The 22,178-nt window shown below is 57.4% G+C and carries 20 protein-coding genes and 2 rRNA genes (1 of these 22 cut by a window edge); 8 read left to right on the top strand and 14 right to left on the bottom strand.

What is annotated here, in order from left to right:
• Positions 1-469 (top strand): 23S ribosomal RNA (locus LOY52_RS14910) (it extends 2,423 nt beyond the left edge of the window).
• A 153-nt stretch (positions 470-622) separates the two neighbouring features.
• Positions 623-738: ribosomal RNA gene (gene rrf, locus LOY52_RS14905) — 5S ribosomal RNA — on the top strand.
• Between the two features lie 83 nt (positions 739-821).
• Here rrf and LOY52_RS14900 read toward each other — a convergent pair.
• From LOY52_RS14900 to LOY52_RS14890, 3 genes are read right to left on the bottom strand one after another with little or no spacing between them, the layout of a single operon-like run.
• Entirely contained in the window at positions 822-1,751 is a 930-nt protein-coding gene (locus tag LOY52_RS14900) for an alpha/beta hydrolase (RefSeq protein WP_258679876.1), read from the bottom strand.
• Positions 1,752-1,788: 37 nt separating this feature from the next.
• The gene (locus LOY52_RS14895; protein WP_258674676.1) at positions 1,789-3,045 is read right to left on the bottom strand and encodes an MFS transporter; all 1,257 of its coding nucleotides are present in this window, start codon (positions 3,043-3,045) and stop codon (positions 1,789-1,791) included.
• A gap of 47 nt (positions 3,046-3,092) precedes the next feature.
• Positions 3,093-4,025 carry a DMT family transporter gene (locus LOY52_RS14890; protein WP_258674674.1) on the bottom strand — a complete coding sequence of 311 codons (933 nt, stop codon included), beginning with the start codon at positions 4,023-4,025 and terminating at the stop codon, positions 3,093-3,095.
• Between the two features lie 99 nt (positions 4,026-4,124).
• On the opposite strand from LOY52_RS14890, the gene LOY52_RS14885 reads away from it, so the two are divergent.
• On the top strand, positions 4,125-4,991 hold the full coding sequence (locus LOY52_RS14885) for a LysR substrate-binding domain-containing protein (protein ID WP_258674672.1): 867 nt from the start codon (positions 4,125-4,127) through the stop codon (positions 4,989-4,991).
• Between the two features lie 48 nt (positions 4,992-5,039).
• Here LOY52_RS14885 and proP read toward each other — a convergent pair whose 3' ends face one another.
• Positions 5,040-6,542, bottom strand: a complete 1,503-nt coding sequence (proP, locus tag LOY52_RS14880) for a glycine betaine/L-proline transporter ProP (RefSeq protein WP_027613786.1) — start codon at positions 6,540-6,542, stop codon at positions 5,040-5,042.
• A gap of 239 nt (positions 6,543-6,781) precedes the next feature.
• Between proP and LOY52_RS14875 the strand changes: the two genes are divergently transcribed.
• Positions 6,782-8,986 (top strand): OsmC domain/YcaO domain-containing protein, encoded by a 2,205-nt coding sequence (locus LOY52_RS14875; protein WP_258674668.1) that lies wholly within the window; start codon positions 6,782-6,784, stop codon positions 8,984-8,986.
• A 271-nt stretch (positions 8,987-9,257) separates the two neighbouring features.
• Here LOY52_RS14875 and LOY52_RS14870 read toward each other — a convergent pair whose 3' ends face one another.
• Together LOY52_RS14870 and LOY52_RS14865 are read right to left on the bottom strand one after the other, a co-directional pair.
• A complete protein-coding gene (locus tag LOY52_RS14870) occupies positions 9,258-9,899 on the bottom strand; it encodes a hypothetical protein (RefSeq protein ID WP_258674666.1) in 642 nt (213 codons plus the stop codon).
• A gap of 192 nt (positions 9,900-10,091) precedes the next feature.
• On the bottom strand, positions 10,092-10,373 hold the full coding sequence (locus LOY52_RS14865; RefSeq protein ID WP_258674664.1) for a hypothetical protein: 282 nt from the start codon (positions 10,371-10,373) through the stop codon (positions 10,092-10,094).
• Between the two features lie 88 nt (positions 10,374-10,461).
• Between LOY52_RS14865 and LOY52_RS14860 the strand changes: the two genes are divergently transcribed.
• Together LOY52_RS14860 and LOY52_RS14855 are read left to right on the top strand one after the other, a co-directional pair.
• Positions 10,462-10,971 (top strand): ATP-binding protein, encoded by a 510-nt coding sequence (locus LOY52_RS14860; protein ID WP_258674662.1) that lies wholly within the window; start codon positions 10,462-10,464, stop codon positions 10,969-10,971.
• A gap of 162 nt (positions 10,972-11,133) precedes the next feature.
• Complete coding sequence (locus tag LOY52_RS14855) at positions 11,134-13,053, top strand: tyrosine-protein phosphatase (RefSeq protein ID WP_258674660.1); 1,920 nt, start codon at positions 11,134-11,136, stop codon at positions 13,051-13,053.
• 188 nt (positions 13,054-13,241) lie between these two features.
• Here the strand turns inward: LOY52_RS14855 and LOY52_RS14850 are convergent, their stop codons facing one another.
• The 5 genes from LOY52_RS14850 to LOY52_RS14830 form a co-directional block, all read right to left on the bottom strand.
• Positions 13,242-14,216, bottom strand: coding sequence for a helix-turn-helix transcriptional regulator (locus tag LOY52_RS14850; RefSeq protein WP_258674658.1), 975 nt, complete (start codon positions 14,214-14,216; stop codon positions 13,242-13,244).
• A gap of 771 nt (positions 14,217-14,987) precedes the next feature.
• Positions 14,988-15,206 carry a hypothetical protein gene (locus LOY52_RS14845; protein ID WP_258674656.1) on the bottom strand — a complete coding sequence of 73 codons (219 nt, stop codon included), beginning with the start codon at positions 15,204-15,206 and terminating at the stop codon, positions 14,988-14,990.
• 244 nt (positions 15,207-15,450) lie between these two features.
• Positions 15,451-16,383, bottom strand: coding sequence for an EamA family transporter RarD (gene rarD / locus LOY52_RS14840; protein WP_258674655.1), 933 nt, complete (start codon positions 16,381-16,383; stop codon positions 15,451-15,453).
• A 39-nt stretch (positions 16,384-16,422) separates the two neighbouring features.
• The gene (locus LOY52_RS14835; protein ID WP_108590541.1) at positions 16,423-17,349 is read right to left on the bottom strand and encodes a LysR family transcriptional regulator; all 927 of its coding nucleotides are present in this window, start codon (positions 17,347-17,349) and stop codon (positions 16,423-16,425) included.
• Positions 17,346-18,320, bottom strand: coding sequence for a quinone oxidoreductase (locus LOY52_RS14830; RefSeq protein ID WP_108590599.1), 975 nt, complete (start codon positions 18,318-18,320; stop codon positions 17,346-17,348). Before LOY52_RS14830 ends, LOY52_RS14835 begins: the two co-directional genes overlap by 4 nt.
• Positions 18,321-18,784: 464 nt before the next feature.
• Here LOY52_RS14830 and LOY52_RS14825 point away from each other — a divergent pair, with 464 nt between their 5' ends.
• Entirely contained in the window at positions 18,785-19,240 is a 456-nt protein-coding gene (locus tag LOY52_RS14825; RefSeq protein ID WP_258674652.1) for a hypothetical protein, read from the top strand.
• 109 nt (positions 19,241-19,349) lie between these two features.
• On the opposite strand, the gene LOY52_RS14820 is transcribed toward LOY52_RS14825, so the two are convergent.
• The 3 genes from LOY52_RS14820 to LOY52_RS14810 form a co-directional block, all read right to left on the bottom strand.
• Positions 19,350-19,817 (bottom strand): hypothetical protein, encoded by a 468-nt coding sequence (locus LOY52_RS14820; protein ID WP_258674650.1) that lies wholly within the window; start codon positions 19,815-19,817, stop codon positions 19,350-19,352.
• A 486-nt stretch (positions 19,818-20,303) separates the two neighbouring features.
• Complete coding sequence (locus LOY52_RS14815; protein ID WP_258674648.1) at positions 20,304-20,543, bottom strand: hypothetical protein; 240 nt, start codon at positions 20,541-20,543, stop codon at positions 20,304-20,306.
• 2 nt (positions 20,544-20,545) lie between these two features.
• Complete coding sequence (locus LOY52_RS14810; RefSeq protein ID WP_258674647.1) at positions 20,546-21,022, bottom strand: hypothetical protein; 477 nt, start codon at positions 21,020-21,022, stop codon at positions 20,546-20,548.
• A 599-nt stretch (positions 21,023-21,621) separates the two neighbouring features.
• On the opposite strand from LOY52_RS14810, the gene LOY52_RS14805 reads away from it, so the two are divergent.
• Entirely contained in the window at positions 21,622-21,981 is a 360-nt protein-coding gene (locus LOY52_RS14805; RefSeq protein WP_258674645.1) for a DUF6124 family protein, read from the top strand.
• Positions 21,982-22,178: the final 197 nt, after the last annotated feature.

Genomic DNA, 22,178 nt, shown 5'->3' with positions numbered 1-22,178 from the left:
GGTACTCCGGGGATAACAGGCTGATACCGCCCAAGAGTTCATATCGACGGCGGTGTTTGGCACCTCGATGTCGGCTCATCACATCCTGGGGCTGAAGCCGGTCCCAAGGGTATGGCTGTTCGCCATTTAAAGTGGTACGCGAGCTGGGTTTAGAACGTCGTGAGACAGTTCGGTCCCTATCTGCCGTGGACGTTTGAGATTTGAGAGGGGCTGCTCCTAGTACGAGAGGACCGGAGTGGACGAACCTCTGGTGTTCCGGTTGTCACGCCAGTGGCATTGCCGGGTAGCTATGTTCGGGAAAGATAACCGCTGAAAGCATCTAAGCGGGAAACTTGCCTCAAGATGAGATCTCACTGGAACCTTGAGTTCCCTGAAGGGCCGTCGAAGACTACGACGTTGATAGGTTGGGTGTGTAAGCGCTGTGAGGCGTTGAGCTAACCAATACTAATTGCCCGTGAGGCTTGACCATATAACACCCAAGCAATCTGCATGCTCGAAAGAGACCAGATTGCGGTGTGTGAAGACGCAATGAACCGAAAGTTCGCGATGCTCACAAACACCTGTATCACATACCCGATTTGCTGAAGCGAGGCCAACAGGTCACGAGTCAGTACCCGAATTTCTTGACGACCATAGAGCGTTGGAACCACCTGATCCCATCCCGAACTCAGAAGTGAAACGATGCATCGCCGATGGTAGTGTGGGGTTTCCCCATGTGAGAGTAGGTCATCGTCAAGATTAAATTCCGAAACCCCAATTGCGAAAGCAGTTGGGGTTTTGTTTTGCCCGCAGGAAAGTGGTTTTGCCTGCCAATACAGGCCCTAACTGCTTGTTTTTGCCCCGATCTGACGCGAAAGCCATTCCCGACTGTAGGCCAAAACACGGCTGGCCATGGTGGTCGGAAAATGGATAAAGCCATGGGCGGACGAGGGCAGTAGATGTACTTCAACCGGTGCTGATTGTTGCCAGCGCTCAGCCAATTCCAGCGTGTCATCGCGCAGCGGATCCAGTTCACCTGTGAACATCAACGCCGGTGGCAATCCGCTCAAGTCGCCGTACAGCGGAGACAATGGCGCCTGCCGGCGTTCATCATCGCTCAATCCTGGAGTCAGCAGGCGCAGCGCCTGGACCATGCCCGGGCCGTCGAGTACCAGCGTTTCAGCAGGTGCTGCGTGCACGCTTGGGGTGCCCGCGAGATCATAGACGCCGTAATAGAGCAGGGCGCCGCTGACCCGCCGCAGCAAATCAGCTGATGGCTTGAGCGCCAACAGGGTGGCGACGGCCAGGTGCGCGCCCGCCGACTCGCCGACAACGATCACCGGCAGGCCGACGAACTCCCTGCAATCGTCGCTTAGAAGCCAGCGCGCGGCGCACAGACAATCCTGCATCAGATCCTCAACTGGCGTATTGACTGCCAACCGATAGTCGACCGATACCACCGCCACGTTGCATGCCTTGACCATGGCGATATTGAGGTCGTCGTTCATCTGCGCATTGCCGATCACCCAGCCGCCACCGTGATAATCCAGCACCACACCTTGAGCCTTTCCCTGCGGGCGGATGATCCGGACAGGCACTGACGCACCTTGCGAATACACCACAGTGTTTTGCGCATGCAGGTCATGTTTGAGCGGTTTGTCCGCGCTGGCAATCTGACTGGCGCGCAGCAATGCCTGGATCAAACGCGGTGTCAGCCGATTGCGGATGCGAAACCGCGGCAACCAGGCGAGTTTGCGGTTGAAGCGCTGCATCTGCGCTAGATCACTTTCGCTGAATTCAAGCACGTTCTTAGCCAAATCCTTCCTCCCTAGGCTGCAGCGCCGGCTCAATATTCCCCACCCGCCGCAATGTCTCGGGCACCGCCAGCCACATCAGCACGAACGCGACCCCGGCAATCACCGCCAGGGTCAGAAACGCCGCGTTGTAACCGGCCTCTTGCAATACAATCCCCGCGACACTGCTGCTCAATGCCGCGCCCAGGCCGAACACGGTCGAGAGAGCGCCAAGGCTGATGTTGAAGTGTCCAGTGCCCAGCGTCAGGTCTTTCACTACCACCGGGAACAACGCACCGAAGATCCCCGCGCCGACGCCATCGAGCAACTGTACGGCAACCAGCCAGTAAGGGTCGGCGGATAACGTATAAAGCACGCCACGCAGCGGCAGAATCAGGAAGCCTGCGAGTAGCAGCGGCTTGCGTCCCCACACATCGGCTTTTGCCCCGACCAGCAAGGCGACCGGCACCATGACCAGTTGTGCGGCAACGATACAGGCCGAGGTCAGTGGCGTCGCCATCTGCAAGTTGACCTGCGCCAGTTTCTGGCTCACCAGTGGCAGCATCGCTGCGTTGGCCAGGTGAAAGAGGGCGCAGCAGATGGCGAACATCAGCAGCGCCCTGTTGGTCAGCAACACCGCCAATCCCGAGGGCGCTTTACTGTGTGTAGCGTCGCTTGGGTCAAGGCCTCGGGCGAGATCATGGTTAATGGCGCTGCTGTCGACGAAGCTCACGGCGATTACACTGCACAGCGCCATGACCGCCATCAGATAGAACACCGCCACCGGCCCGAACAGGTATGCGAATCCACCGGCCAGCAGCGCCGCGCAGGCGTTGCCGGCATGGTTGAAGGTCTCGTTGCGTCCGGTGCGTCGGGTGAACGCGCGCGGCCCTGTGATGCCGAGGGTGATCGCCGAAATGGCCGGGGCGAACACCGACGCCGCGGCGGCACTCAGCGCTTGAGTGATCGCCACCAGGCTGAAGGAGGTAACGAACGGCAATACCACGCAACTGCCGGTCACCAGTAACGCGGCAATCGCGATCACCGCTCGCTTACTGCGTGTGTTGTCGACCAGGGCACCGGCGGGTGTCTGGGTGATGAGGGCGGCGATGCCGGCCAGGGTCATCACCAGTCCGATGCTGGCTGGCTCCCAGTGATGAACCGCCAACAGATAAATCGCCAGATACGGCCCGAGTCCGTCGCGCACATCGGCGAGGAAGAAATTCAGGCTGTCCAGCGAGAGGTTGTTGCGACGATCGGTAGGAGTGACCACGCTGGCATCTTCAATAAACGAGGTTCGGCGAAATGCCTCGACCTCCGCTAAGTCAGTGACTTGTCGCCGGCGGATTTAGTTTCCTGGCGGATGCCGACGACACACACTTTTTCACTCGGCGCTCGCCCCAGCAATGGCAACCCGACCAGGGTTAAACCAATACCGAGTAGCACGCTGGCACTCAGCGGATCGTCGAACTGCATCCACGCCCACAACAGTGTCACCGGTGGCGTCAGAAACAGCGCGCCACTGATGCGCTGTATGCTGAAGCGCTGCAGGCACAGCCAATAAAATCCATATCCGCCAAAAGTCGAGAAGATCACCAGCCACAGCACGCCACTGACGAAATCCGCAGTGGTGGGCGGGCGCAATTCACCCTCAAGGCCAGCCAGCAGCGCAAACACAGGAATCACCGCGCATACCTGAATGAACAGCGCCGTGGTGGCCGGTATTGCAACGCCCGGCCGGGCTTTCTCAAACAAGGTGGCCGCCGCCAGCGACAGCACCGCCAGTAGTGGCAAGCTGTATACCCACAGCGCCGCACGGGACCATTCGACACTCGCGGCGCTGGCCAGCAGCATGCCGAGCACGCACAGCGCCAGACCCAACCATTGCCAGCCACGTGTGCGCTGGCCCGGGACGCTGCCGGCCAGCAGCACAATCGTCAGCGGCAACAGATTGGCAAACAGTGACGCAGTGCCAGGCGTGACGCCAAGTTGAATCGAGGCGGCAATCGGTCCGATGTAGCCACCCATCGCGAATAGCCCAAGCAGTGCCTGATGCCACATGTCTTTGCCGCGTAAACCACGCAAGCCGGCCCAGGCGAACGGCAGCAATAGCAATGCCGCCAATACAAAACGCCACAACGAGGCCAGGTACACGCTGCCCTGATCGGCGACGTAGCGATAGCCAATGAACCCCGAACTCCAGCTGACCACCATTACCATCAGCAGTAAAAAACGAACAGGCATGACGTTCATCGCACGGCACCTGACAGAGGAATGAGTTCGATGATATGAATCAACCGCTGATGCACTCAAACGATACGATCCGCACCACTGATGCAGGAATTCTCAAGCATGGCCGAAGCCCTTGATATCGAACTGTTGCGCACCTTTCAGGCGATCGTGCGCTTCGGGCAATTTCTCGCCGCCGCGAGCTTCCTCAACAAGAGTCCGTCAGCGGTCAGCCTGCATGTGCGGCGTCTGGAAGCGCTGGCGGGCGGGCGCTTGCTGGAGCGCGATAACCAGACGGTCAACCTCACACCATTGGGTCGACGCTTTGCCCTGCAGAGCGCCGAATTGCTACGCCACCACGATCAATTGCTGGCGAGTTTCAGTACGCCGCTGGCCAGCGGGCGGGTTCGCCTTGGGATTTCCGAGGAATACGCCGGCGCGGTCCTGGGCTGTACGTTGCCGCACCTGTCGGCAGATTTTCCGCACATCGAGCTGGAAGTCGAAACGGGTGCCAGCGGTCGTTTGAGTGCGCGTCTGGAACGCGGGCAACTGGATCTGGCGTTGCTGGTAGTTGTTGCCGATGCGCCGCCATCGACGCGTTGCGCGAAAATACTGGGCCTGACCCAGCCGGTATGGGTCGCCGCACACAACTACACGCAGGATCTCACCCGGCCGGTACCGCTGGCCTTGCACGGCAAGGGTTGTCCCTATCGCAGCGTTGCCGTGGATGCATTGAGCGAGCAGGGGCGGCGGTGGCGCGCGGTGATTGTCAGCGCCGGTGCCAGCGCGCTGGAAACAGCCATCGAGGCCGGATTGGCGGTGGGCATTGTTGATCGGGCGCAAGTGCGACCCGGCATGCGCGTGTTGAACAGTGAGGAGGGATTACCCGAGTTGCCGCTGCACGAGTTGCGCCTGATGCAGGCACCGGGTGAATTGAGTGAGGCGGGGGAGGTTCTGGTGCGCTTGATCGGTGACGGCTTCGTGTTGTGACGTGTTGATCGACGGCAGCCCCGGGCAGGGCCGCCGTCAGTCATTACATCAGTTGATCCGCGGATGCTGCTGCACCAACTCCTTGCGCTTGGCTTCCAGCTCGGCGATTTCGGCGTCGATGTCTTCGATTTTCTGCTCGATGTTGTCGTGATGCTCCTTGAGCAGTTCCTTGGCTTCCTCAAGGTCCGACGCCGCCGGCGCGGCACCGCGCAGCGGCTTGTTGGCGGTCTCTTTCATGGTCACGCCGGTGATCAGGCCGACCACGGCAATCACCATCAGGTAATAGGCCGGCATGTACAGGTTGTTGGTGCTTTCCACCAGCCAGGCCACGGCAGTCGGAGTCAAACCGGCAATCAACACCGAGACGTTGAACGCGGCGGCCAGTGCGCTGTAGCGGATGTGCGTGGGAAACATCGCCGGCAGGGTCGAAGCCATGACGCCGATGAAGAAGTTGAGCAATACCGCAAGGATCAGCAGGCCGGAGAAGATCAGGCCGATCTTGCCGCTGTTGATCAGCATGAACGCCGGAATCGCCAGCAGAAACAGACCGATGCTACCAACCACAATGAAAGGCTTGCGGCCGATCTTGTCGCTGATAAAACCAATCGCCGGTTGCACGAACAGCATGCCGACCATGATCGCGATGATGATCAGCACGCCACGGTTTTCGCTGTAGTGCAGGTTGTGCGACAGGTAGCTCGGCATGTAGGTCAGCAGCATGTAGTAGGTGACGTTGGTCACCGCTACCACGCCAATGCAGGTCATCAGGCTGCGCCAGTGTTTGGTCGCGACTTCCTTGAACGAGACCTTCGGCCCGCCCGCCAATCCTTCACGGTCACCTTCTTCGAGTTTCTCGACATGCTGTTGAAACGCCGGCGTCTCTTCCAGCGCATGCCGCAGATAAAGGCCGATCATGCCCAGTGGCAGGGCGAGGAAGAACGGCAGACGCCAGCCCCATTCGAGGAATTTCTCTTCGCCGATGATCGTCGAGATCAGCACCACCACACCGGCGCCGAGGACGAAACCGGCAATCGAGCCGAAGTCCAGCCAACTGCCAAGGAAACCGCGCTTGCGGTCGGGCGCATATTCGGCGACGAAAATCGAGGCGCCGGTGTACTCACCGCCGACCGAGAAACCCTGGGCCATTTTCGCCAGCAACAGCAGGATCGGCGCCCAGATGCCGATCGACTCATACGACGGTATCAGGCCGATGGCGAAGGTACTCAGCGACATGATCACGATGGTCGCGGCCAGCACTTTCTGTCGCCCGTACTTGTCACCCAGCGCACCGAAGAACAGTCCGCCCAACGGACGGATCAGGAACGGCACCGAGAAGGTCGCCAGTGCCGCAATCATCTGCACGCCTGGATCGGCGCCGGGGAAGAAGATCTTGCCCAGTGCATAGGCGACGAAGCCGTACACCCCGAAGTCGAACCATTCCATGGCGTTGCCCAGTGCGGCGGCGGTTATCGCCTTGCGCATCTTGGCGTCGTCGACAATCGTGATGTCTTTCAATCCGATGGGATTGACCTTGTTTTTCCTTGATTTCATGCGGGTCACTCATAGCTGAACGGATTCGATGCCATTGTTTTGGTGGCATGGGTTCTTTCCGTCAGATACAAGAAGACACGAAAAAATTCACTGCTCAGGGCATTTTTGTCGTTTGCCCGTGCTGATGCACCGCGCAAGCAGCGGCTCCCACCCAGCGGCGATTACGCAAAAGCACAAGACGTCAGGCTGAAAACCCGGATAATGGCCGCCAATTCGTTTCTGCTCTCTGGTAAACCCGCATGGAAATCAAGGTCAACTTTCTCGACAACCTTCGACTTGAAGCCAAGTTCGACGACTTCACGGTGATCGCCGATCAGCCCATTCGCTACAAGGGCGATGGCTCGGCACCGGGGCCGTTCGACTACTTCCTGGCGTCGTCGGCCTTGTGCGCGGCTTACTTCGTGAAGCTGTACTGCGAAACGCGCAATATCCCGACCGAGAATATTCGCCTGTCGCAGAACAACATCGTCGACCCGGAAAACCGCTACAACCAGATCTTCAAGATCCAGGTCGAACTGCCGGGGGACATTTCCGAGAAAGATCGTCTGGGCATTCTGCGTTCGATTGATCGCTGCACGGTGAAGAAGGTTGTGCAGACCGGCCCAGAGTTCGTGATCGAAGAAGTCGAGAACCTCGACGCCGATGCGCAGGCCTTGCTGATGCCGCATTCGACCTCTGAAGCGGGCACCTACATCGCCGGTAAGGATCTGCCGCTGGAGCAGACCATCGCCAATATGTCGGGGATTCTCGCCGATCTGGGGATGAAGATCGAAATCGCCTCGTGGCGCAACATCGTGCCTAACGTCTGGTCGCTGCACATCCGCGATGCGCACTCGCCCATGTGTTTCACCAACGGCAAGGGCGCGACCAAAGAGGGTGCACTGGCCTCGGCACTGGGCGAGTTCATCGAGCGCCTGAACTGCAACTTCTTCTATAACGATCAATTCTGGGGCGAGGACATCGCCACCGCCGAGTTCGTGCATTACCCGAACGAGCGCTGGTTCAAGCCCGGCCCGAAAGACGAGCTGCCGGCAGAGATTCTCGACCCATACTGCCTGGACATTTACAACCGCGACGGCGAGCTCAAAGGCTCGCACCTGTACGACACCAACTCCGGCAACACCCAGCGCGGCATCTGCTCGCTGCCGTTCGTGCGCCAGTCGGATGGCGAGGTGGTGTACTTCCCGTCGAACCTGATCGAAAACCTGTTCCTGAGCAACGGCATGAGCGCCGGCAACACTTTGGCTGAAGCCCAAGTGCAATGTCTGTCGGAAATCTTCGAGCGCGCGGTAAAACGCGAAATCCTCGAAGGCGAAATGGCCTTGCCCGACGTGCCGCAGGAAGTGCTGGAGAAGTACCCGAGCATTCTCGCCGGGATCAAAGGGCTGGAAGAGCAGGGCTTCCCGGTGTTGGTCAAGGACGCGTCGCTGGGCGGTGAATTCCCGGTGATGTGCGTAACCCTGATGAACCCGCGTACCGGCGGCGTGTTCGCCTCGTTCGGCGCGCACCCCAGCCTGGAAGTGGCGCTGGAACGCAGCCTGACCGAGCTGCTGCAAGGCCGCAGTTTCGAAGGCTTGAACGATCTGCCGCAACCGACATTCTCCGGCCAGGCCGTGACCGAGCCGAACAACTTCGTCGAGCACTTCATCGACTCCAGCGGCGTGGTGTCGTGGCGCTTCTTCAGTGCCAAGTCTGACTTCGAATTCGTCGAGTGGGACTTCTCGGGGCAGGGTGAAAACTCCAACGCCGAAGAAGCCGCAACGCTGTTCGGCATCCTCGAGGACATGGGCAAAGAAGCCTACATGGCGGTCTACGACGACCTCGGCGCCAACGCCTGCCGGATTCTGGTGCCGGACTACTCGGAAATCTATCCGGTGGACGACCTGATCTGGGACAACACCAACAAGGCCCTGCAATTCCGCGCCGACATCCTCAATCTGCACAGCCTGAGCAAGGTCGGTCTGCGCAACCTGGCCCAAGGTTTGGAAAACAGCGAGCTGGATGATTACACCGATATCACCACGCTGATCGGCATCGAGTTCGACGACAACACGCCGTGGGGCAAACTGACCATTCTGGAACTGCGCCTGCTGATCTACCTCGCCCTGCAGAAATTCGAGCAGGCCAAGGATCTGGTCGAAGCCTTCCTGCAATACAACGACAACACCGTCGAGCGCGGCTTGTTCTACCAAGCGGTGAACGTCTGCCTGGAAATGGAGCTGGACGAGGATCTGGAGCTGGCCGATTACGAGGCCAACTTCCGCCGCATGTTCGGCGACGAGCGCATGGACGCGGCGATCGGCTCGGTCAATGGCAGCGTGCGTTTCTATGGTCTGACACCGACCAGCATGAAACTCGAAGGGCTGGATCGTCACCTGCGTCTGATCGACAGCTACAAAAAGCTGCACGCAGCAAGGGCGAATGCGGCGGGATTGAATCGCTGATAGCGGACGGTCACTTCTGCTGAGTAAACCTGTAGTGAGGGGATTCATCCCCGATGGCGCGCGAAGCGGGCCCGGCTTGTTCAACCAATGAAGAAGCGGGCCTGCTACGCAGTCCATCGGGGATAAATCCCCTCACCACAAATAAGTATTGTGGGGATATGGAGATTCAAGGATTGAAGAGAAGGTCGTGCAGCGGGTCAACTTTCTGGTCACTTCAAAAGTTCATGAGCAAGACTCATCAATTGCGCCGATCAAGAATCAGCGCGTTGCCTCAGGGAGCACTGCTTCCCGGATCCATCGTGTGAAACGCGCCGTCTGCACCTTTGGCACAGACTTGTTTCGGCATTGGCGTTTCCACGGTGTTATTGCCGACGACAGAGAGTTTGTTCAACTCGACGATGCAGCCTGCGCTGAAGGTGCTGAGTTTGACGATCTTGAGCTGCATCTCATAATCCTGCCCCGGCTGCGGAATGAACGACACCGGTTTGGGCGAGCAGGCAATCGAACCCACCATGCCAAAAACCGCCAGGAACGGTTTATTGGCTTCTACCACGTACTCGTCGAACTGTTTGGTGGTGCTGTTGATTTGCCGGGTGGTCTGGCTGGCCGGCATGCCGACCACACTGTTGCGATGGTCCGAATCCCTGAATGGATAGACCCCTGAACTGTCGTTATGCGCCATTTTCCAGCCGGACTCCTCAGGCGAACCTCCCTTGAATGTTTCATTCATGAACTTCTCACAGCTTTGACCGTTGAAGTATGCACCGTGGGCGTTATCGCCGGTGATCAGTCGCACCCGAGCACTGTTGGCCGGATCGTACTTGGCCGCTTCGGTCTCGTTGCGGATGTCGATTTTACTGGTGGCGCAGCCGATGAGAGTCAAGCTGAGGGCGAGTGGGAGAAGCTGACGCATGGATGACCTTTCTGTTCTGGAAGAGATTGGGCGCTTCACCCGCATTGCCTCGGGAAGAGACCGGGTACATGAAGGGCGCCCGGTTTATAGCGGCCTGATGGTGTAAAGGTTTAGAAGAAAGGTGCTGAAGCGGCGCTTACGGAGTTGACCGGCTGGCTCAGCGTGCCTGGAAAATTGTCCAGAATGCTGCGATCAGCGCTTGCACTGCGCCTGCACCACCTGGCAAGTGTTCGGCGTACCTCCGGAGCGGCTCGCATAACGCATGCAATTATTCATCGACTTCTTGCGCGCCATGCTCAAGGTGTCGCCCCAGGCCAAACCGCCTTCGCCGGAAGTGGGCACGGCTTTGGCGTAGCAGTTCGAGCCGTTGGTGGCGTAGCGCTTGCTCGAACAGCCGGCCGTCAGCGCCAGGGTGGTGGCGAGCAGGGTAAGTAGCACCCAGGACGAGTATTGGCGTGCGGTGATTGTGGTCATCTGGGTTCCTCGTTGGGTCATGCGCCTCAATTGCCTCGCTGACAGGCGTTGGGCATTATCCAGCAATCGACATAAGGAAGCGTCCCCAATGCGTGCACCCACACTACACCTGATGTGCGGCAAGATCGCCTCGGGCAAATCGACACTGGCCAAATCACTGGCTGAGGAGCACCGCGCGCTGGTGCTCAGTGAGGATCAGTGGCTGTCGCGGCTGTATCCGGAGCAGATCAAATCCGTGGCGGATTACGTTCGATGTGCACGGCAGATTCGCGGGGTGCTGGGGCCGTTGGTGATCGATGTGCTGGCGGCCGGGGTGAGTGTGGTACTGGATTTTCCAGCCAATACCGTGGCGGATCGGCAGTGGTTGCGAGGGCTGGCGGATAGCGCGCGAGTGCCACACTGCCTGCATTACCTCGATGTGGATGACGACGCCTGCCGCGTCCGGCTGCATGCGCGCAATGCGCTGGCGGAGCACGAGTTTGCCGCTTCGGATGCAGAGTTTGATTTGATCTCCAGCTACTTTCAGGTGCCGGACGTGGGCGAGGGGCTAGAGATCGTCATGCACCGCAATCGTCAGCAGGGCTGGTTCCCACAATGATCTCCGGCAGCTCCTACAGGGGTTTTTGTTAACCCACGGACAAAAAACGCAGCCCACGGCCCAATCGCGCAGCCATTTCCTTGCGCAGTCGTTCTGTCATATTCGGTATCAGTTGATTGCAGATAGTAGCCAGCCCAACGCTTATTCCAATGAGGCTGCACTGTGTTTCAACGTCTTGTGTGTTCGCTGTCCGTTCTGAGCCTGTCCATCGCTGCTGCCCACGCCGCCGAGATCGTCGTGCTCGACACGCCGCGCCTGCAAAGCATCGACAACTTCCGTGATGTCGCCGGCCTGACCACCGCGTATTCCACGGCCCACGACGGCACCATGCGTGGCGGCGTGTTCTACCGCTCCAACGCGATCACGCCGTCGGCAGCGGATCTGGCGACCCTCAACAGCCTCGGGATCAAAGCCGTCTACGACCTGCGCACGCCTAGCGAAATCGCCGGCACTCCGGATACGATGCTGACCGGTGCGACCTACCAGAACATCGACATCATCGGCAGCACCACCTCGGGCGCGAACATCACCACCGTGTCGTTCAAAAGCGCCGCCGACGCCATCGCCATGATGGAGCAGACCAACCGCGCCTTCGTCAGCGACGCCGGGATGCGCGGTCAGTTCGGCAAGCTGTTCAACGAACTGGCTACCACCGACGGCGCACAATTGTTCCATTGCACCGCCGGCAAGGACCGCACCGGCTGGACCGCCGCCGTGTTGCAGAGCATCGCCGGGGTCGACAATGCGACCATCATGGCCAACTACCTGGCGACCAACGACTACACCGCCGCCCGCGTCGCCGCGACTCTCAAAGCAATGCCGCCAAGCATGGCCTCGGTCTACGCGCCGCTGCTTGGCGTGCAGGCCAGCTACTTGCAGGCCGGTCTGGATGAGGTCACCGCCGAATACGGCAGCATGGACAACTACCTCAAGCAAGGCCTCGGCCTGTCGCAGGAAACCATCTATGTGCTGCGCGGCAAACTGGTCGAGTACAACAGCCTGCCGGGTCAGGCCGGATTGATCGGCAACGCCGCTGCCGGTGCCGAGTTGTTGCGTCAATTGCAGAACACCAGCCTGTCCGGCACCTACAGCGCCTACAACTACTACCTGCAATCGGCGATCGACGCCGGCACCCTCGGCGGTGTCGAATCCCAGGTCGGCGGTCAGGTGCACGCTGACGCTGCCAGCTACCTGCTGCGCCAGAATGCGCTGATCGAGCAAGCCGCCGCACCGTACGCCAGCGGCTCCGATCTGAAAGTCGGCCAATACCGTTTGTGGACCACCGCGCTGGCCGGTTACCTCGGCACCGACGGCTCGTCCCACGCCGAAAGTAGCAACGAACACAGCCAAGGCCTGATGGTCGGCCTCACCCAGCGTTTCTCCGAACAACTCAGCGCCCGCGGCGGCTTCGGCTACAGCAAGGGCACCGTTGGCGGTGCGGGCGGCGAGGCCGATACCGACTTCACCTTCTTCAACCTCGGCGCCCGCTACGGCTTCACCAGCCTGGAGCGCGGGCTGTTCGTCGACGCCAACGTCAGCGCCGGCTACGTCGATTACGACAGCAAACGCGACCTCGGCGGCGGCCTTGGCACGGCCAAGGGCGACACCCACGGCAACCTCACCGGCGCGACGCTGGCGCTGGGTTACCGCGCGCCGGTCAACGGCATGATCCTCGAACCGAGCCTCGGCGTGCGCATCAGCCACCTCGACCTCAAAGGCTTCAAAGAGAAGGGCAGCGAACTGGCACTCGACGTCGACGACAACACCGCCACCCGCCGCAGCGCCGTCGCCAACCTCAACGTGGCGTTCGCCCCGGTAGCGATGGGCGCCTGGCAACTGGTGCCGGGTGTGCAAGTCGGCTACGAACGCACGCTGGGCAACAACGACGTCAACAGCAACGGCCACCTGCTGGGCCTCGACATCGAACAGCGCGCCGCCTTCGACAACCGCGACCAGTTCAGCGGCGGCGTCAACCTGATGGCCAGCCTCGGCGCCGTCAGCGTCGGCGCAGAAGTCGGTGCCAGCGGCGGTGGTGATAGCCACGGTTTCAGCGGCAGCCTGAAGGCCAGTTACGCGTTCTGAAGCAGGGACAACCGCGCAAGGTCAAGGATGACCACCATTCACAAAGCACCAGCAAAAACCGGTGGAAGCAGGGAATTGGCAACCCTGATTCACCGATTAACCCTGTGGGAGCGAGCCTGCTCGCGAAGGCGTCATGTCAGCCAAAATCTCTATCAACTGACCCATCCGCATCCTCGCCGATCAACCAATCAACCCCGCCCCCTCAGTTGCGCCGGACTCACCCCATACGCCTGCTGAAAATACTGACAAAACCGCCCGACATTACTGAAGCCAAAACGCAGCGCCACCTCCGTCACCGACGCCGAATGCCGTTGCCCCAGCGCCTCGAAAGCCCGCTCCAGCCGCACCTGCCGCTGATACGCGACAATCGACATCCCGACAAACCGCCGAAACCCATCCTGCAATGCGCGCTGACTGACATTGCTCAACCGCGCCAGCTCCACGCCACTCACCAGTTGCTCCGGATGCGTCTGAATAAACTCCATCGCCAACTTCACATGCCGCGGCGCCACCCTCGGCGCCGGCTGGCGCAACGCCTCGGTAAAATTGTGCGGCCACGCCTCCAGCACCGCATCAATCAACATCTCGCGCAACCGCGACGGCATCAGCGTGCCGCTGTTGAGCAACAGATCAAACTCCGTCCCCGTCGCCAGATCAATCAACGCCTTGATCCCGCCAAACGCCGCCGAGTGCAGATCCACCACCGGCTCAAACACAATCTTCTGCACAACCGGCCGCCCCAACAACGCCGCCAACCGCTCCGTGAGCTGCCCACGATTCACCGAGATCCCGTGCTGCGCATGATTGTCGAGAAACCGCATCGAACGGATATCCGCCTTATCAATCGCCAACCCCACCTGCGCCACACCGACGGACTCGGTACGGTGGTTGAACACAATCTTGCCCGCCGTGGGGATCACAAACGTGATCTCGTCCTGCGGGTCGGGAAAGGTGACAGTGAAATCGCCGTGGTAATGCATGCGCCGGAAACTGACGCCATCGTGCCTGCCGTAGACGCCGCCGATGATGATGTTGGAGGGGATTGGTGGAGTGTCGGCGTAGCGATTGCCGAAAAACCGGGAGAAGAGGGCGCCGAAGTCTTCGCAGTGGAGGTTTTCGGAGCGGAGGATGATTTTTTGGCGGGGTGGGGCGACGGAGTACACCTTGGGGGCACCTTTTGTTGGGGCTCTTGGGTTAGTGGGGGGAGGCGGGGGGAGGTTAGCAGGTTGGGGGTGACAGGTTTGTGACGGGAGATTGAGTCACTGGAGACGGCCAATAACCCCCAGGTATATCCGGCAGCAGCGGGCAGATACTTCAGGTAATTGCTTGCTTAGGTTTCACCTAAAAAGCCTAAGGGATATCTGTTCTGTCATTTTCGTGGTTGGAATGATCAATGACTTTGTGTAATAGGTTTTATATCCATACGCGGTAATGCGTACCTTGCAGGGTATGGAAGCTTTGTTGGCTAGTAGCGGTCGGACGGCTTCGTAATCATTCAGATCAAGTTGCGTCCCATCGGGTCTTGTATTGTAGAAAACAAGCTCTGAAGTGAAGGTGTGATTTGGTCTGGTTTGGCTGCTCGCATTCACCAAGCCTTCAGCCTTTATATTGATTGAATGTTCGGACGAAAAATCCATATCGCCATCTAACGAACAGGTCAGCGTTGGCGTGAGCTGATTAGAGTTTTCGAAATCATTGAATGCGCTAGCCAAATCCACTGTTGAAGTAAATTTCACAGTGAAAAGATTATTCGGCCCTAATTCGAAAGACGACAAAGTAAGGTCGGCGGGTGGGATGTTGGCTGTTTTTACACAGCCAGCGCAGAGAAGTAATGTCAGGTAGACGAAGCAGCGATATAGATTCATTGACCGAAAATACTATTGATGGAATCAAAAACCAGATCGAGCGCTGATTTTGCAAAGGGGAGGTCGGAGTTATCTGATTTGGAACAGGCGGGAGATCGCGGTCATGGCCTTGTCTCCGTCTGCTTCATAGAGATCGAACAGGCGCGTTTGGTCGCTCAGATGATGAAGTCGAAAATGGTTATAGAACGCTTGGCCCAGGCGCTGATTATCGAATGTTCCGCGTTCCCAAAGAGATAAAAACTCTTGGTACGCATCGCGCTCAATTTCCGCTTTTGGCATGCCTTCCATATACACATCCATTTATGTCAGCGATGGCCGAATCCTACTGATGCCGGATAGGTGCGGCAATACGCGTTTGAGGCGATTTTTAATCATCCGATCTGGCTTTGGAGCTTTTACACTCTCTGGGCTGAAAGCCGCCCTCACGAATGACCGCTCCCGGCCAATAGCTGCCTGTTGGATCCGACTGAAATCGCCCCTTAGCTGCCGGTGAGCAACTATATAGTTCAGCCATTGAGGACGTGTGCGCTTCTCAAACGAAATCACACAAATCCACTTTGACCTTTGCCGAATTCTGTTCGCGTGCTAAAAGCCGTGTTGCCCGCAAATAGCGTCCTCCGTCTAAAACAAGCAATCCAACCGCAGTCCAGATTGGCATATATGTCAGCCACTGCTCAGCCTTGATCTGCTCGCCCAGGATCAATGCCACTGCGACCATCAGTATCGGCTCAACGTAACCCAGTAAACCGAACAGGCTGAATGGTAGATGCTTCCCTGCAACGGTGTAGGACATGAATGCCGCCGAACTGATGATTGCCAACAGTGCAAGCAACAAATACAGATTTGGTACCTGAGTGAACACACCCGGCGTCGACCTATCCCCCAATGCAAAATAGGCGGCAACCGGTAGCGTGAGCAAAATGTCAAACCAGAGGCCGCCGAGACTCGCCGTAGAGAGCTTACGCCGCAACATGAAATACAGAGGAAAACCGAAGGCAACCAACAGCGTTGACCATGAGATTTTCCCGACTTGATAAAGCTCATTGAGCGCGCCTAGTCCAGCGCAAAGGGCGGCAATTTTTTGGATTGATGTTAGCTGGTCACCGTAGACAACCTTGCCGAGCATCAGCATTACAAGAGGCAGTAGGAAATAGCCAAGTGAAACATCAAGGCCATGCCCGTTGAGCGGTGCCCACATGAATAGCCATTGCTGTGTACCCAGCAGAGCGCTGCTCAAGCAAAGTCCGATGAGTAACTGCGGCTTCTGACTAAGGCGTTGCCAAACGGCCTTTACTTGGCACCATTCTCCGCTAATTATTAAAAAAGCGGTGATACAAGGCAGCATCAGCAGCATGCGCCAGCCAAAAATTTCCTCTCCATTGAGTGGGAAAAGCAAGGTTGCGTAGTAGTAAAGGGTGGCAAAAAGGCATGATGAAGTAATAGACAGAGCGACACCTTTGAACAAGGGGCCTCCATTTGTTTGAAGTGGGAATTAATCAGACGGTCAAATAGCCCATGGGGGCGCGGGGATAAATTTTGACTCGATCCATTGTTTGAACGCTATTACTACGGCGCTGGGAAACTTAGCTGACGGCCTGACCAGGTAAACCCCTCCGGCAGTGTCCAGCTGCCAGTCCGGGAGAACATGAAGCAACTTTCCGGCCGCAATGTCATGACGCATCAACCATTCGCCAGCACCCAGTATTCCTGAATCAGCGCAAGCCGCGGCTAGTAATGATTCGCTGTCGTTGGCCGTCAGGTTTCCTTTTGGCGAGACGGTCTGAAATTCGCTGCCGCGATAAAGTCTCCACTGCGGAAAAGACGCAAGACCACTGAAGCGAAGGCAATTGTGCTCGATTAGATCGTGTGGATTTTCAGGCATGCCGTGCTTTTCGATGTAAGCCGGCGAAGCACACAGAATCCGGCGATGGTCACTTAGTTGCATGGCTATTAGTCGGTTGTCTTCCAATTCTCCGATTCGGATCGCAACGTCAAATCCTTCGTCAATGATGTCGACCAGACGTTCGCTATAGTCTGCGAGAATCGAAACGTGCGGATGATCCCTGAGAAACTCCGGCAACATCGGGCCAAGCCAACGCCGTCCCATAGCTGCCGGCAGTGCGAGTCGCAATGTACCTCGAACTTCGCTGGCACCTTCCGCCGCCTGCTGCTGCGCTTCATCCATCAGGCCTATGGCCGCGCGCAGACGCTCCTCAAGCTTGGCGCCTACTTGCGTAATTCGAACCTGCCGGGTTGAGCGCTCGACGAGACGGACACCGAGGCGCTTTTCCATCGCGGCCAGTCGTTTCGAGACGATGGTAGGGTGTCGCTGCAGAAGCCGGCCTGCAGCGACAAAGGAGCCTTGCGAGGCAACTGCCAGAAACGCAGCGATTTCGTCACTGTGCTGATTATTCAGAACGTCAAGATTCATGGTTTTAGAATGATAGCCCCTGATGACTGCCCCGACTCCAACGCTGTATGCGCCTGCGATGCATCTTTCAGAGCGTAGCTGGCCCAGATCCGGGGCTTGATAATACCCGCCCCTACAGCTGCCAACACATCCTGTGCCCGCTCTTGGTACTCAGAGGCGCTTGCGGTGTGCGCTGCCAGCGATGGGCGTGTCAGGAACAGCGAACCTTTAGCGTTGAGCGTTGACAACTCCACAGCCGAGGGCGCACCTGACGAAGCCCCGAACGAGACCATCAGCCCGCGTGGCCGGAGGCTATCCAAAGACGCCTCGAAAGAAGCACGTCCGATTGGGTCGTAGACAACATCGACCTTTCTGCCTTGGGTAATACGACTGACCTCGGATGCCAGGCTGTTGGCATCGAACACCAGAACTTCATCACAACCCGATGTCTGTGCTTTTTCGACACTGGCCTGTTTTGAAACCACACCGATCACTGTCGCCCCGAGGTGCTTGGCCCATGGCACCATGATCTCCCCCAATCCTCCCGCCACACCATAAATCAGGACAGTTGTGCCCTGAGCGACAGGATAGGTGGTTTTTAACAGGTACTGCGCTGTGATGCCCTTGAACATGACAGCGGCGGCATCATCGAACGACAAGGCGTCTGGTATCTTCACCAGCCGTTCGGCCGGATAAAGTCGGGCCGACGCATATGAGCCAATTGGGCCGGTGGCATAAGCGACACGATCGCCAACGTGCACGTTGCTGACACCTTCACCAATGATGACGACCCGTCCGGCTCCCTCCAATCCGAGTCCGGATGGCAACGCAACAGGCACTAGGCCCTTGCGTTGAGTCACGTCGAGGAAGTTGACCCCAACGGCCTCCTGTTCAATCCAAACCTCGCCTGGCCCTGGCAATTGTTCACTCAGCGGTTCCAGGTTCAACACCTCAGGCGCGCCGAACTGGTTAAAGCGGATAGCGGATACCATGGTCGTTTCCTCCAGAGTCAGAAGCTGTTTCCAAACAGATGCCGGTAGTGTGAGAACTGATCCTATAATGAACAAGATGGGCTGATTGCAGAACATTAATGCATAGATTGCAGCAATAATATCCTTGAATTAGGTGCTGCGTATAGCGATGAGGGACGAAGCAAAGCTGAAGGTACCGAGGTAGTCGCTACGTGTCCGCAACGAGTCGAAGCAATCGTTCACGAATGGCTGGTATTGGCCGAAAGCAGACTTAGGTAAGCGTTCACTATCGGAAAGAGCGGACGTTTTTAGTCGAGAAATCAAATTCATCCCCAATTTTCGTCCGCATTGGTACGACCCGTTTACCGTGCTGTTTCCCTTCAGCGAGCGTCGAGCTGGGCGATAACGTGTTCGGTGACTCACGCGGACTCCAGCGCTTTCCCGCCCGGCGATCCCTTGAACCTGTATCGTTAAATGGAATTCCTATGCATCACCGTATCCATGCCGCTTACCACCAAGCGAAATTTAGCCGCAGCCCTTGTGTCTGGTTGTTTATCGACGGTGTACCTATCGAGGAGTGGCTGAATGAACACCTCGATTACCCGAACCTGGAACTCCACGGTCTTTCATTGATGTGGTTGCTGGACGAGGAAGAAGACGCGCTCGCCAAACGGCGTTTCGAACCTTCAGAAGACGGCACATCGACGCCGGTTCCGCTGCTGGTCTGCAGCGATGACATGGACTTCGATTGCTTTGTGCTGATGACCGAACAGGTGATTGACGGAGAGACTCTGCACTGGCGCCGTTTTGGGGTGAGCGTGTCCAGCGGCCTGGAAGTCGGTATTTCCACTCGATGGGACGCCGAGAGTCGCCCTGTGAGTTTTTCCCTTGGGGAGTTTGGCGAAGCGCTGAAGGAGTTTTACAGACTGATGAAAGCCTGAACAAAAAATGGGAGGTTGCCGCCAGGCATAAGGGGGGGCATTCCCAACAACCACTTCTTGTCGACACTCTGGAGTGCGACCTGATCCGCTTTCGGTCCTTGGCTACAGCTCAGGATGTCGTGTCCCAATAGAAATGGATGTATTCATCTTCATATTCCGCGAACAGTGAAACGGTGAACTCCGTCTTCATTGAATACATCAACAACGCGCCGATGAAACCGTTCGGCGCATGCAGCGGTTGTTTGAGGGGAGCGATCAAGTCCCGTGCCTGGTCCGCGACCATCTGATTGAAAACCGCTTCCGGAATTTCCTCAAACCCGGCGTCGGAAATGTAGCCCGAGAAGTAGCTTTCTCTTTCCGGGTGCCAATCTACGCATTCGGCATAAAGCCAGAATTTCAATCCGTTTTCGCCTTGCTGTTTGGGCGCGCGGGTTATGCGAATGGTCTCTTCAGAGTCGGGATATTGAAAGGCGACAGCTGGATAGGTGACGTAATAGAGACCGCGACAACCTCTGCGCGCACTCCAATAAGTCATTTCTTCCTTGGGGAGATGATCAAAATCGTTTCTGTTGAACATGGAAAACCTGATGGGTGAATGGGAACGAATTCATCTTTAAGAAAGCGGACCCAGTTTTGGTAGGGATCTGCCTTAGGGGGTAGGTGGCAGATGAGGGTCGATAAACGCCAACGTTTAAAATACATCTCCAGACACTCTCCAAGGCTACACATCCTTGCGTCATTGCCTACAGCTACGCCAGAATCCGCCGGCTTGTGCGTCTTGTAGGCGGGTTCTATTGTATTTCGGTCACTGACGAATCAGTGATCGGGTTTGGTAGCCCGGCTTAGACTTGGCGCATAGCGTCACCTGATACAGGCCTTTTTGGCTGTGTATTGATGGTGGCCATGCGCAGGGCGTCTTCGGGCGCGCCGGTTCTCCAAGTCACCGGTCTACCAACCTTCGTATGGCCGCCACCCCTTCGAAAATAAATCCGTCTCCTTTTTCCCCCATAAATCAGACCCCATTTGTCGTCCCCATTTGTCACGTCTTATTGCTTGGCCCCCGTTACTCATCCCATCCTAGCTCGGCGTAGGACATTTGGTCATGCTCGGGAAAGTCTGTCTGGTATTCACCCCATTCCATGAAGGCATAGTATTTGGTCATCGCCTCAAAGTAGCTGTCAGCTTCGATTGTCCAAATCATTTGGGAGTTTGCTGAAAGTAAATTGCGCGCATCATCGCCGTGAATACCTGCCAGGCAGAAAGTGTGGCAACCATCGGGCTCCAGCCAAAGTTCATGCTTCATACTCATAGCTCGTTTTTGCCCGTGTTCATGGCGATGGCTGCTGCATAAGCATCATTGCCGATCCCGACTTGGCCCCACACCTCACGTTCTTCTCCGCCTTGGCGGTCATATTGTTCATCCGCATCCCAAAGAGTGAGTATCTGGTTCGGAAAGCAGTATTCATACCGGTCGAATTCATGGGGGCCGGAGGCGTCCGAGGCAGCCATCAGTGAAAACAACTCAGCCGCAGATGTAGCAAAGACATCAACCCCTCTAAACGTGAAGTTGAGTTGAGAACTCCCGGAAACGCCTATGAACTGGACTTCATCGCTAGGGCCGTACTCAAGCTGGATTGAAGCTTCGCAGAAATAATCGACGCGGCCATTGGATCGCTCAAGCTGGAATCCACTCAGAGACATTGCTTCCCTTGCTGCGGTACGTGAAGCGCCAAGCCGTGCGGGGCCGATTGCTTCCAGTGGCAAAATTTCAAAAACGGGCATTCAAAGTGCTTCCTGAAAATGTACAACCTAATCGTTAATCAGGCTCGATTTCAACATGTTAAAGCGTGGTTTCTGAAGGCCGCTATTGGCCCATTGCAGCCCACGCGACAGGCAGCAATTGGTCAGAAGCAGACGTCCAGCATGCGGACTTCAGCGCTTTCCCTCCCGGCGATCCCTATACCCTCTATCGTTAATTGAAACTCCTATGCATCACCGCATCATTGATGTGGTTGCTGGACGAGGAAGTAGACGCGCTAGCCAAACGGCAGTCGCTAAACACCAACGTTTAAAATACATCTCCAGACACTCTCCCAGGCTACACAACCTTGCGCCATTGCCTACAGCTACGCCAGAATCCGCCGGCTTGTGCGCCTTGGGGGTGGGTTCTATTGTGGTTCGGTCGCTGAATGTTCAGTGATCGGGTTTAGCAGCTCGCCAATTTTCAAGGCACGCAGGTTTCGCCATGACGTTATGGTGGCTTTGCGTGGGGCACTTCGGTGCGCCGGGATCCTTGAGCCTGGTCTGCTAACCCGCGTAAAGCCGCCACCTCTTCGTTTAGCAGCGATGGCTGACGGCTCCATTTCTCAAGGAGCTTCACCATGAAAAAACCAACACCGAACCCGCCCGAACCCGACTCAATCTCCCCCTACGAATCCATCGATTCCAGAAAACTCCACGAAGCCGCCGACCGCGCGCTCGACCATTACCTCTGTCCGCCCGGTTCCACGCCGCCTCCGCGTAAAAAACGCGGGATGTATGCCGTGACCGCGGACAACAAAACCGAAGAGCTGCTGGTCGACGCCAGTGAAACACTCGCTTCGGCCAAAACCCTCGCGCAGAACGTCGCCAGCCTGTTGCCGGTGTCGCAGCGTCATGCGCTGGCGGGGATTGCGCAGTTGATCATGCTTGGGGAGTTGGCGGTGAATCGGGCGCTGGATAATCTGGAATTGCCGGGTTGATGCGCAGCAGGGCTGACAGTTGTGGCGATGGCACATGCGCTGCCTCCGTCGCCTGATGTTCCGCTATCGCCAGCAGGCTGGTTCCCACAGGGTTTTGTGTTGGTCATTGACTGCTCGCCAACGCAGCAAGCTCTGTTCTTCGAGTATTACTGGGTGCAACGCGAGCTATCAAAAGCGCGTGTGTCCAGCTCGAAGTC

This window comes from Pseudomonas sp. B21-051 (genome assembly GCF_024748795.1).
Classification (GTDB): Bacteria; Pseudomonadota; Gammaproteobacteria; order Pseudomonadales; family Pseudomonadaceae; genus Aquipseudomonas; species Aquipseudomonas putida_A.
The sequence above is the reverse complement of the archived record's forward strand: the minus strand, read 5'-3'. Positions and strand labels throughout refer to the sequence as shown.

What these genes read in the sequence shown, in the direction of transcription:
- LOY52_RS14885 (WP_258674672.1), top strand. Translation starts at nt 4,125, where the DNA reads ATGGCCGAAGCCCTTGATATCGAACTGTTGCGCACCTTTCAGGCGATC.
- LOY52_RS14820 (WP_258674650.1), bottom strand. Translation starts at nt 19,817, where the DNA reads ATGTTCAACAGAAACGATTTTGATCATCTCCCCAAGGAAGAAATGACT.
- LOY52_RS14810 (WP_258674647.1), bottom strand. Translation starts at nt 21,022, where the DNA reads ATGCCCGTTTTTGAAATTTTGCCACTGGAAGCAATCGGCCCCGCACGG.
- LOY52_RS14870 (WP_258674666.1), bottom strand. Translation starts at nt 9,899, where the DNA reads ATGCGTCAGCTTCTCCCACTCGCCCTCAGCTTGACTCTCATCGGCTGC.
- LOY52_RS14875 (WP_258674668.1), top strand. Translation starts at nt 6,782, where the DNA reads ATGGAAATCAAGGTCAACTTTCTCGACAACCTTCGACTTGAAGCCAAG.
- LOY52_RS14835 (WP_108590541.1), bottom strand. Translation starts at nt 17,349, where the DNA reads ATGAATCTTGACGTTCTGAATAATCAGCACAGTGACGAAATCGCTGCG.
- LOY52_RS14865 (WP_258674664.1), bottom strand. Translation starts at nt 10,373, where the DNA reads ATGACCACAATCACCGCACGCCAATACTCGTCCTGGGTGCTACTTACC.
- LOY52_RS14860 (WP_258674662.1), top strand. Translation starts at nt 10,462, where the DNA reads ATGCGTGCACCCACACTACACCTGATGTGCGGCAAGATCGCCTCGGGC.
- proP (WP_027613786.1), bottom strand. Translation starts at nt 6,542, where the DNA reads ATGAAATCAAGGAAAAACAAGGTCAATCCCATCGGATTGAAAGACATC.
- LOY52_RS14805 (WP_258674645.1), top strand. Translation starts at nt 21,622, where the DNA reads ATGAAAAAACCAACACCGAACCCGCCCGAACCCGACTCAATCTCCCCC.
- LOY52_RS14900 (WP_258679876.1), bottom strand. Translation starts at nt 1,751, where the DNA reads ATGCAGCGCTTCAACCGCAAACTCGCCTGGTTGCCGCGGTTTCGCATC.
- LOY52_RS14825 (WP_258674652.1), top strand. Translation starts at nt 18,785, where the DNA reads ATGCATCACCGTATCCATGCCGCTTACCACCAAGCGAAATTTAGCCGC.
- LOY52_RS14845 (WP_258674656.1), bottom strand. Translation starts at nt 15,206, where the DNA reads ATGGAAGGCATGCCAAAAGCGGAAATTGAGCGCGATGCGTACCAAGAG.
- LOY52_RS14890 (WP_258674674.1), bottom strand. Translation starts at nt 4,025, where the DNA reads ATGAACGTCATGCCTGTTCGTTTTTTACTGCTGATGGTAATGGTGGTC.
- LOY52_RS14830 (WP_108590599.1), bottom strand. Translation starts at nt 18,320, where the DNA reads ATGGTATCCGCTATCCGCTTTAACCAGTTCGGCGCGCCTGAGGTGTTG.
- LOY52_RS14815 (WP_258674648.1), bottom strand. Translation starts at nt 20,543, where the DNA reads ATGAAGCATGAACTTTGGCTGGAGCCCGATGGTTGCCACACTTTCTGC.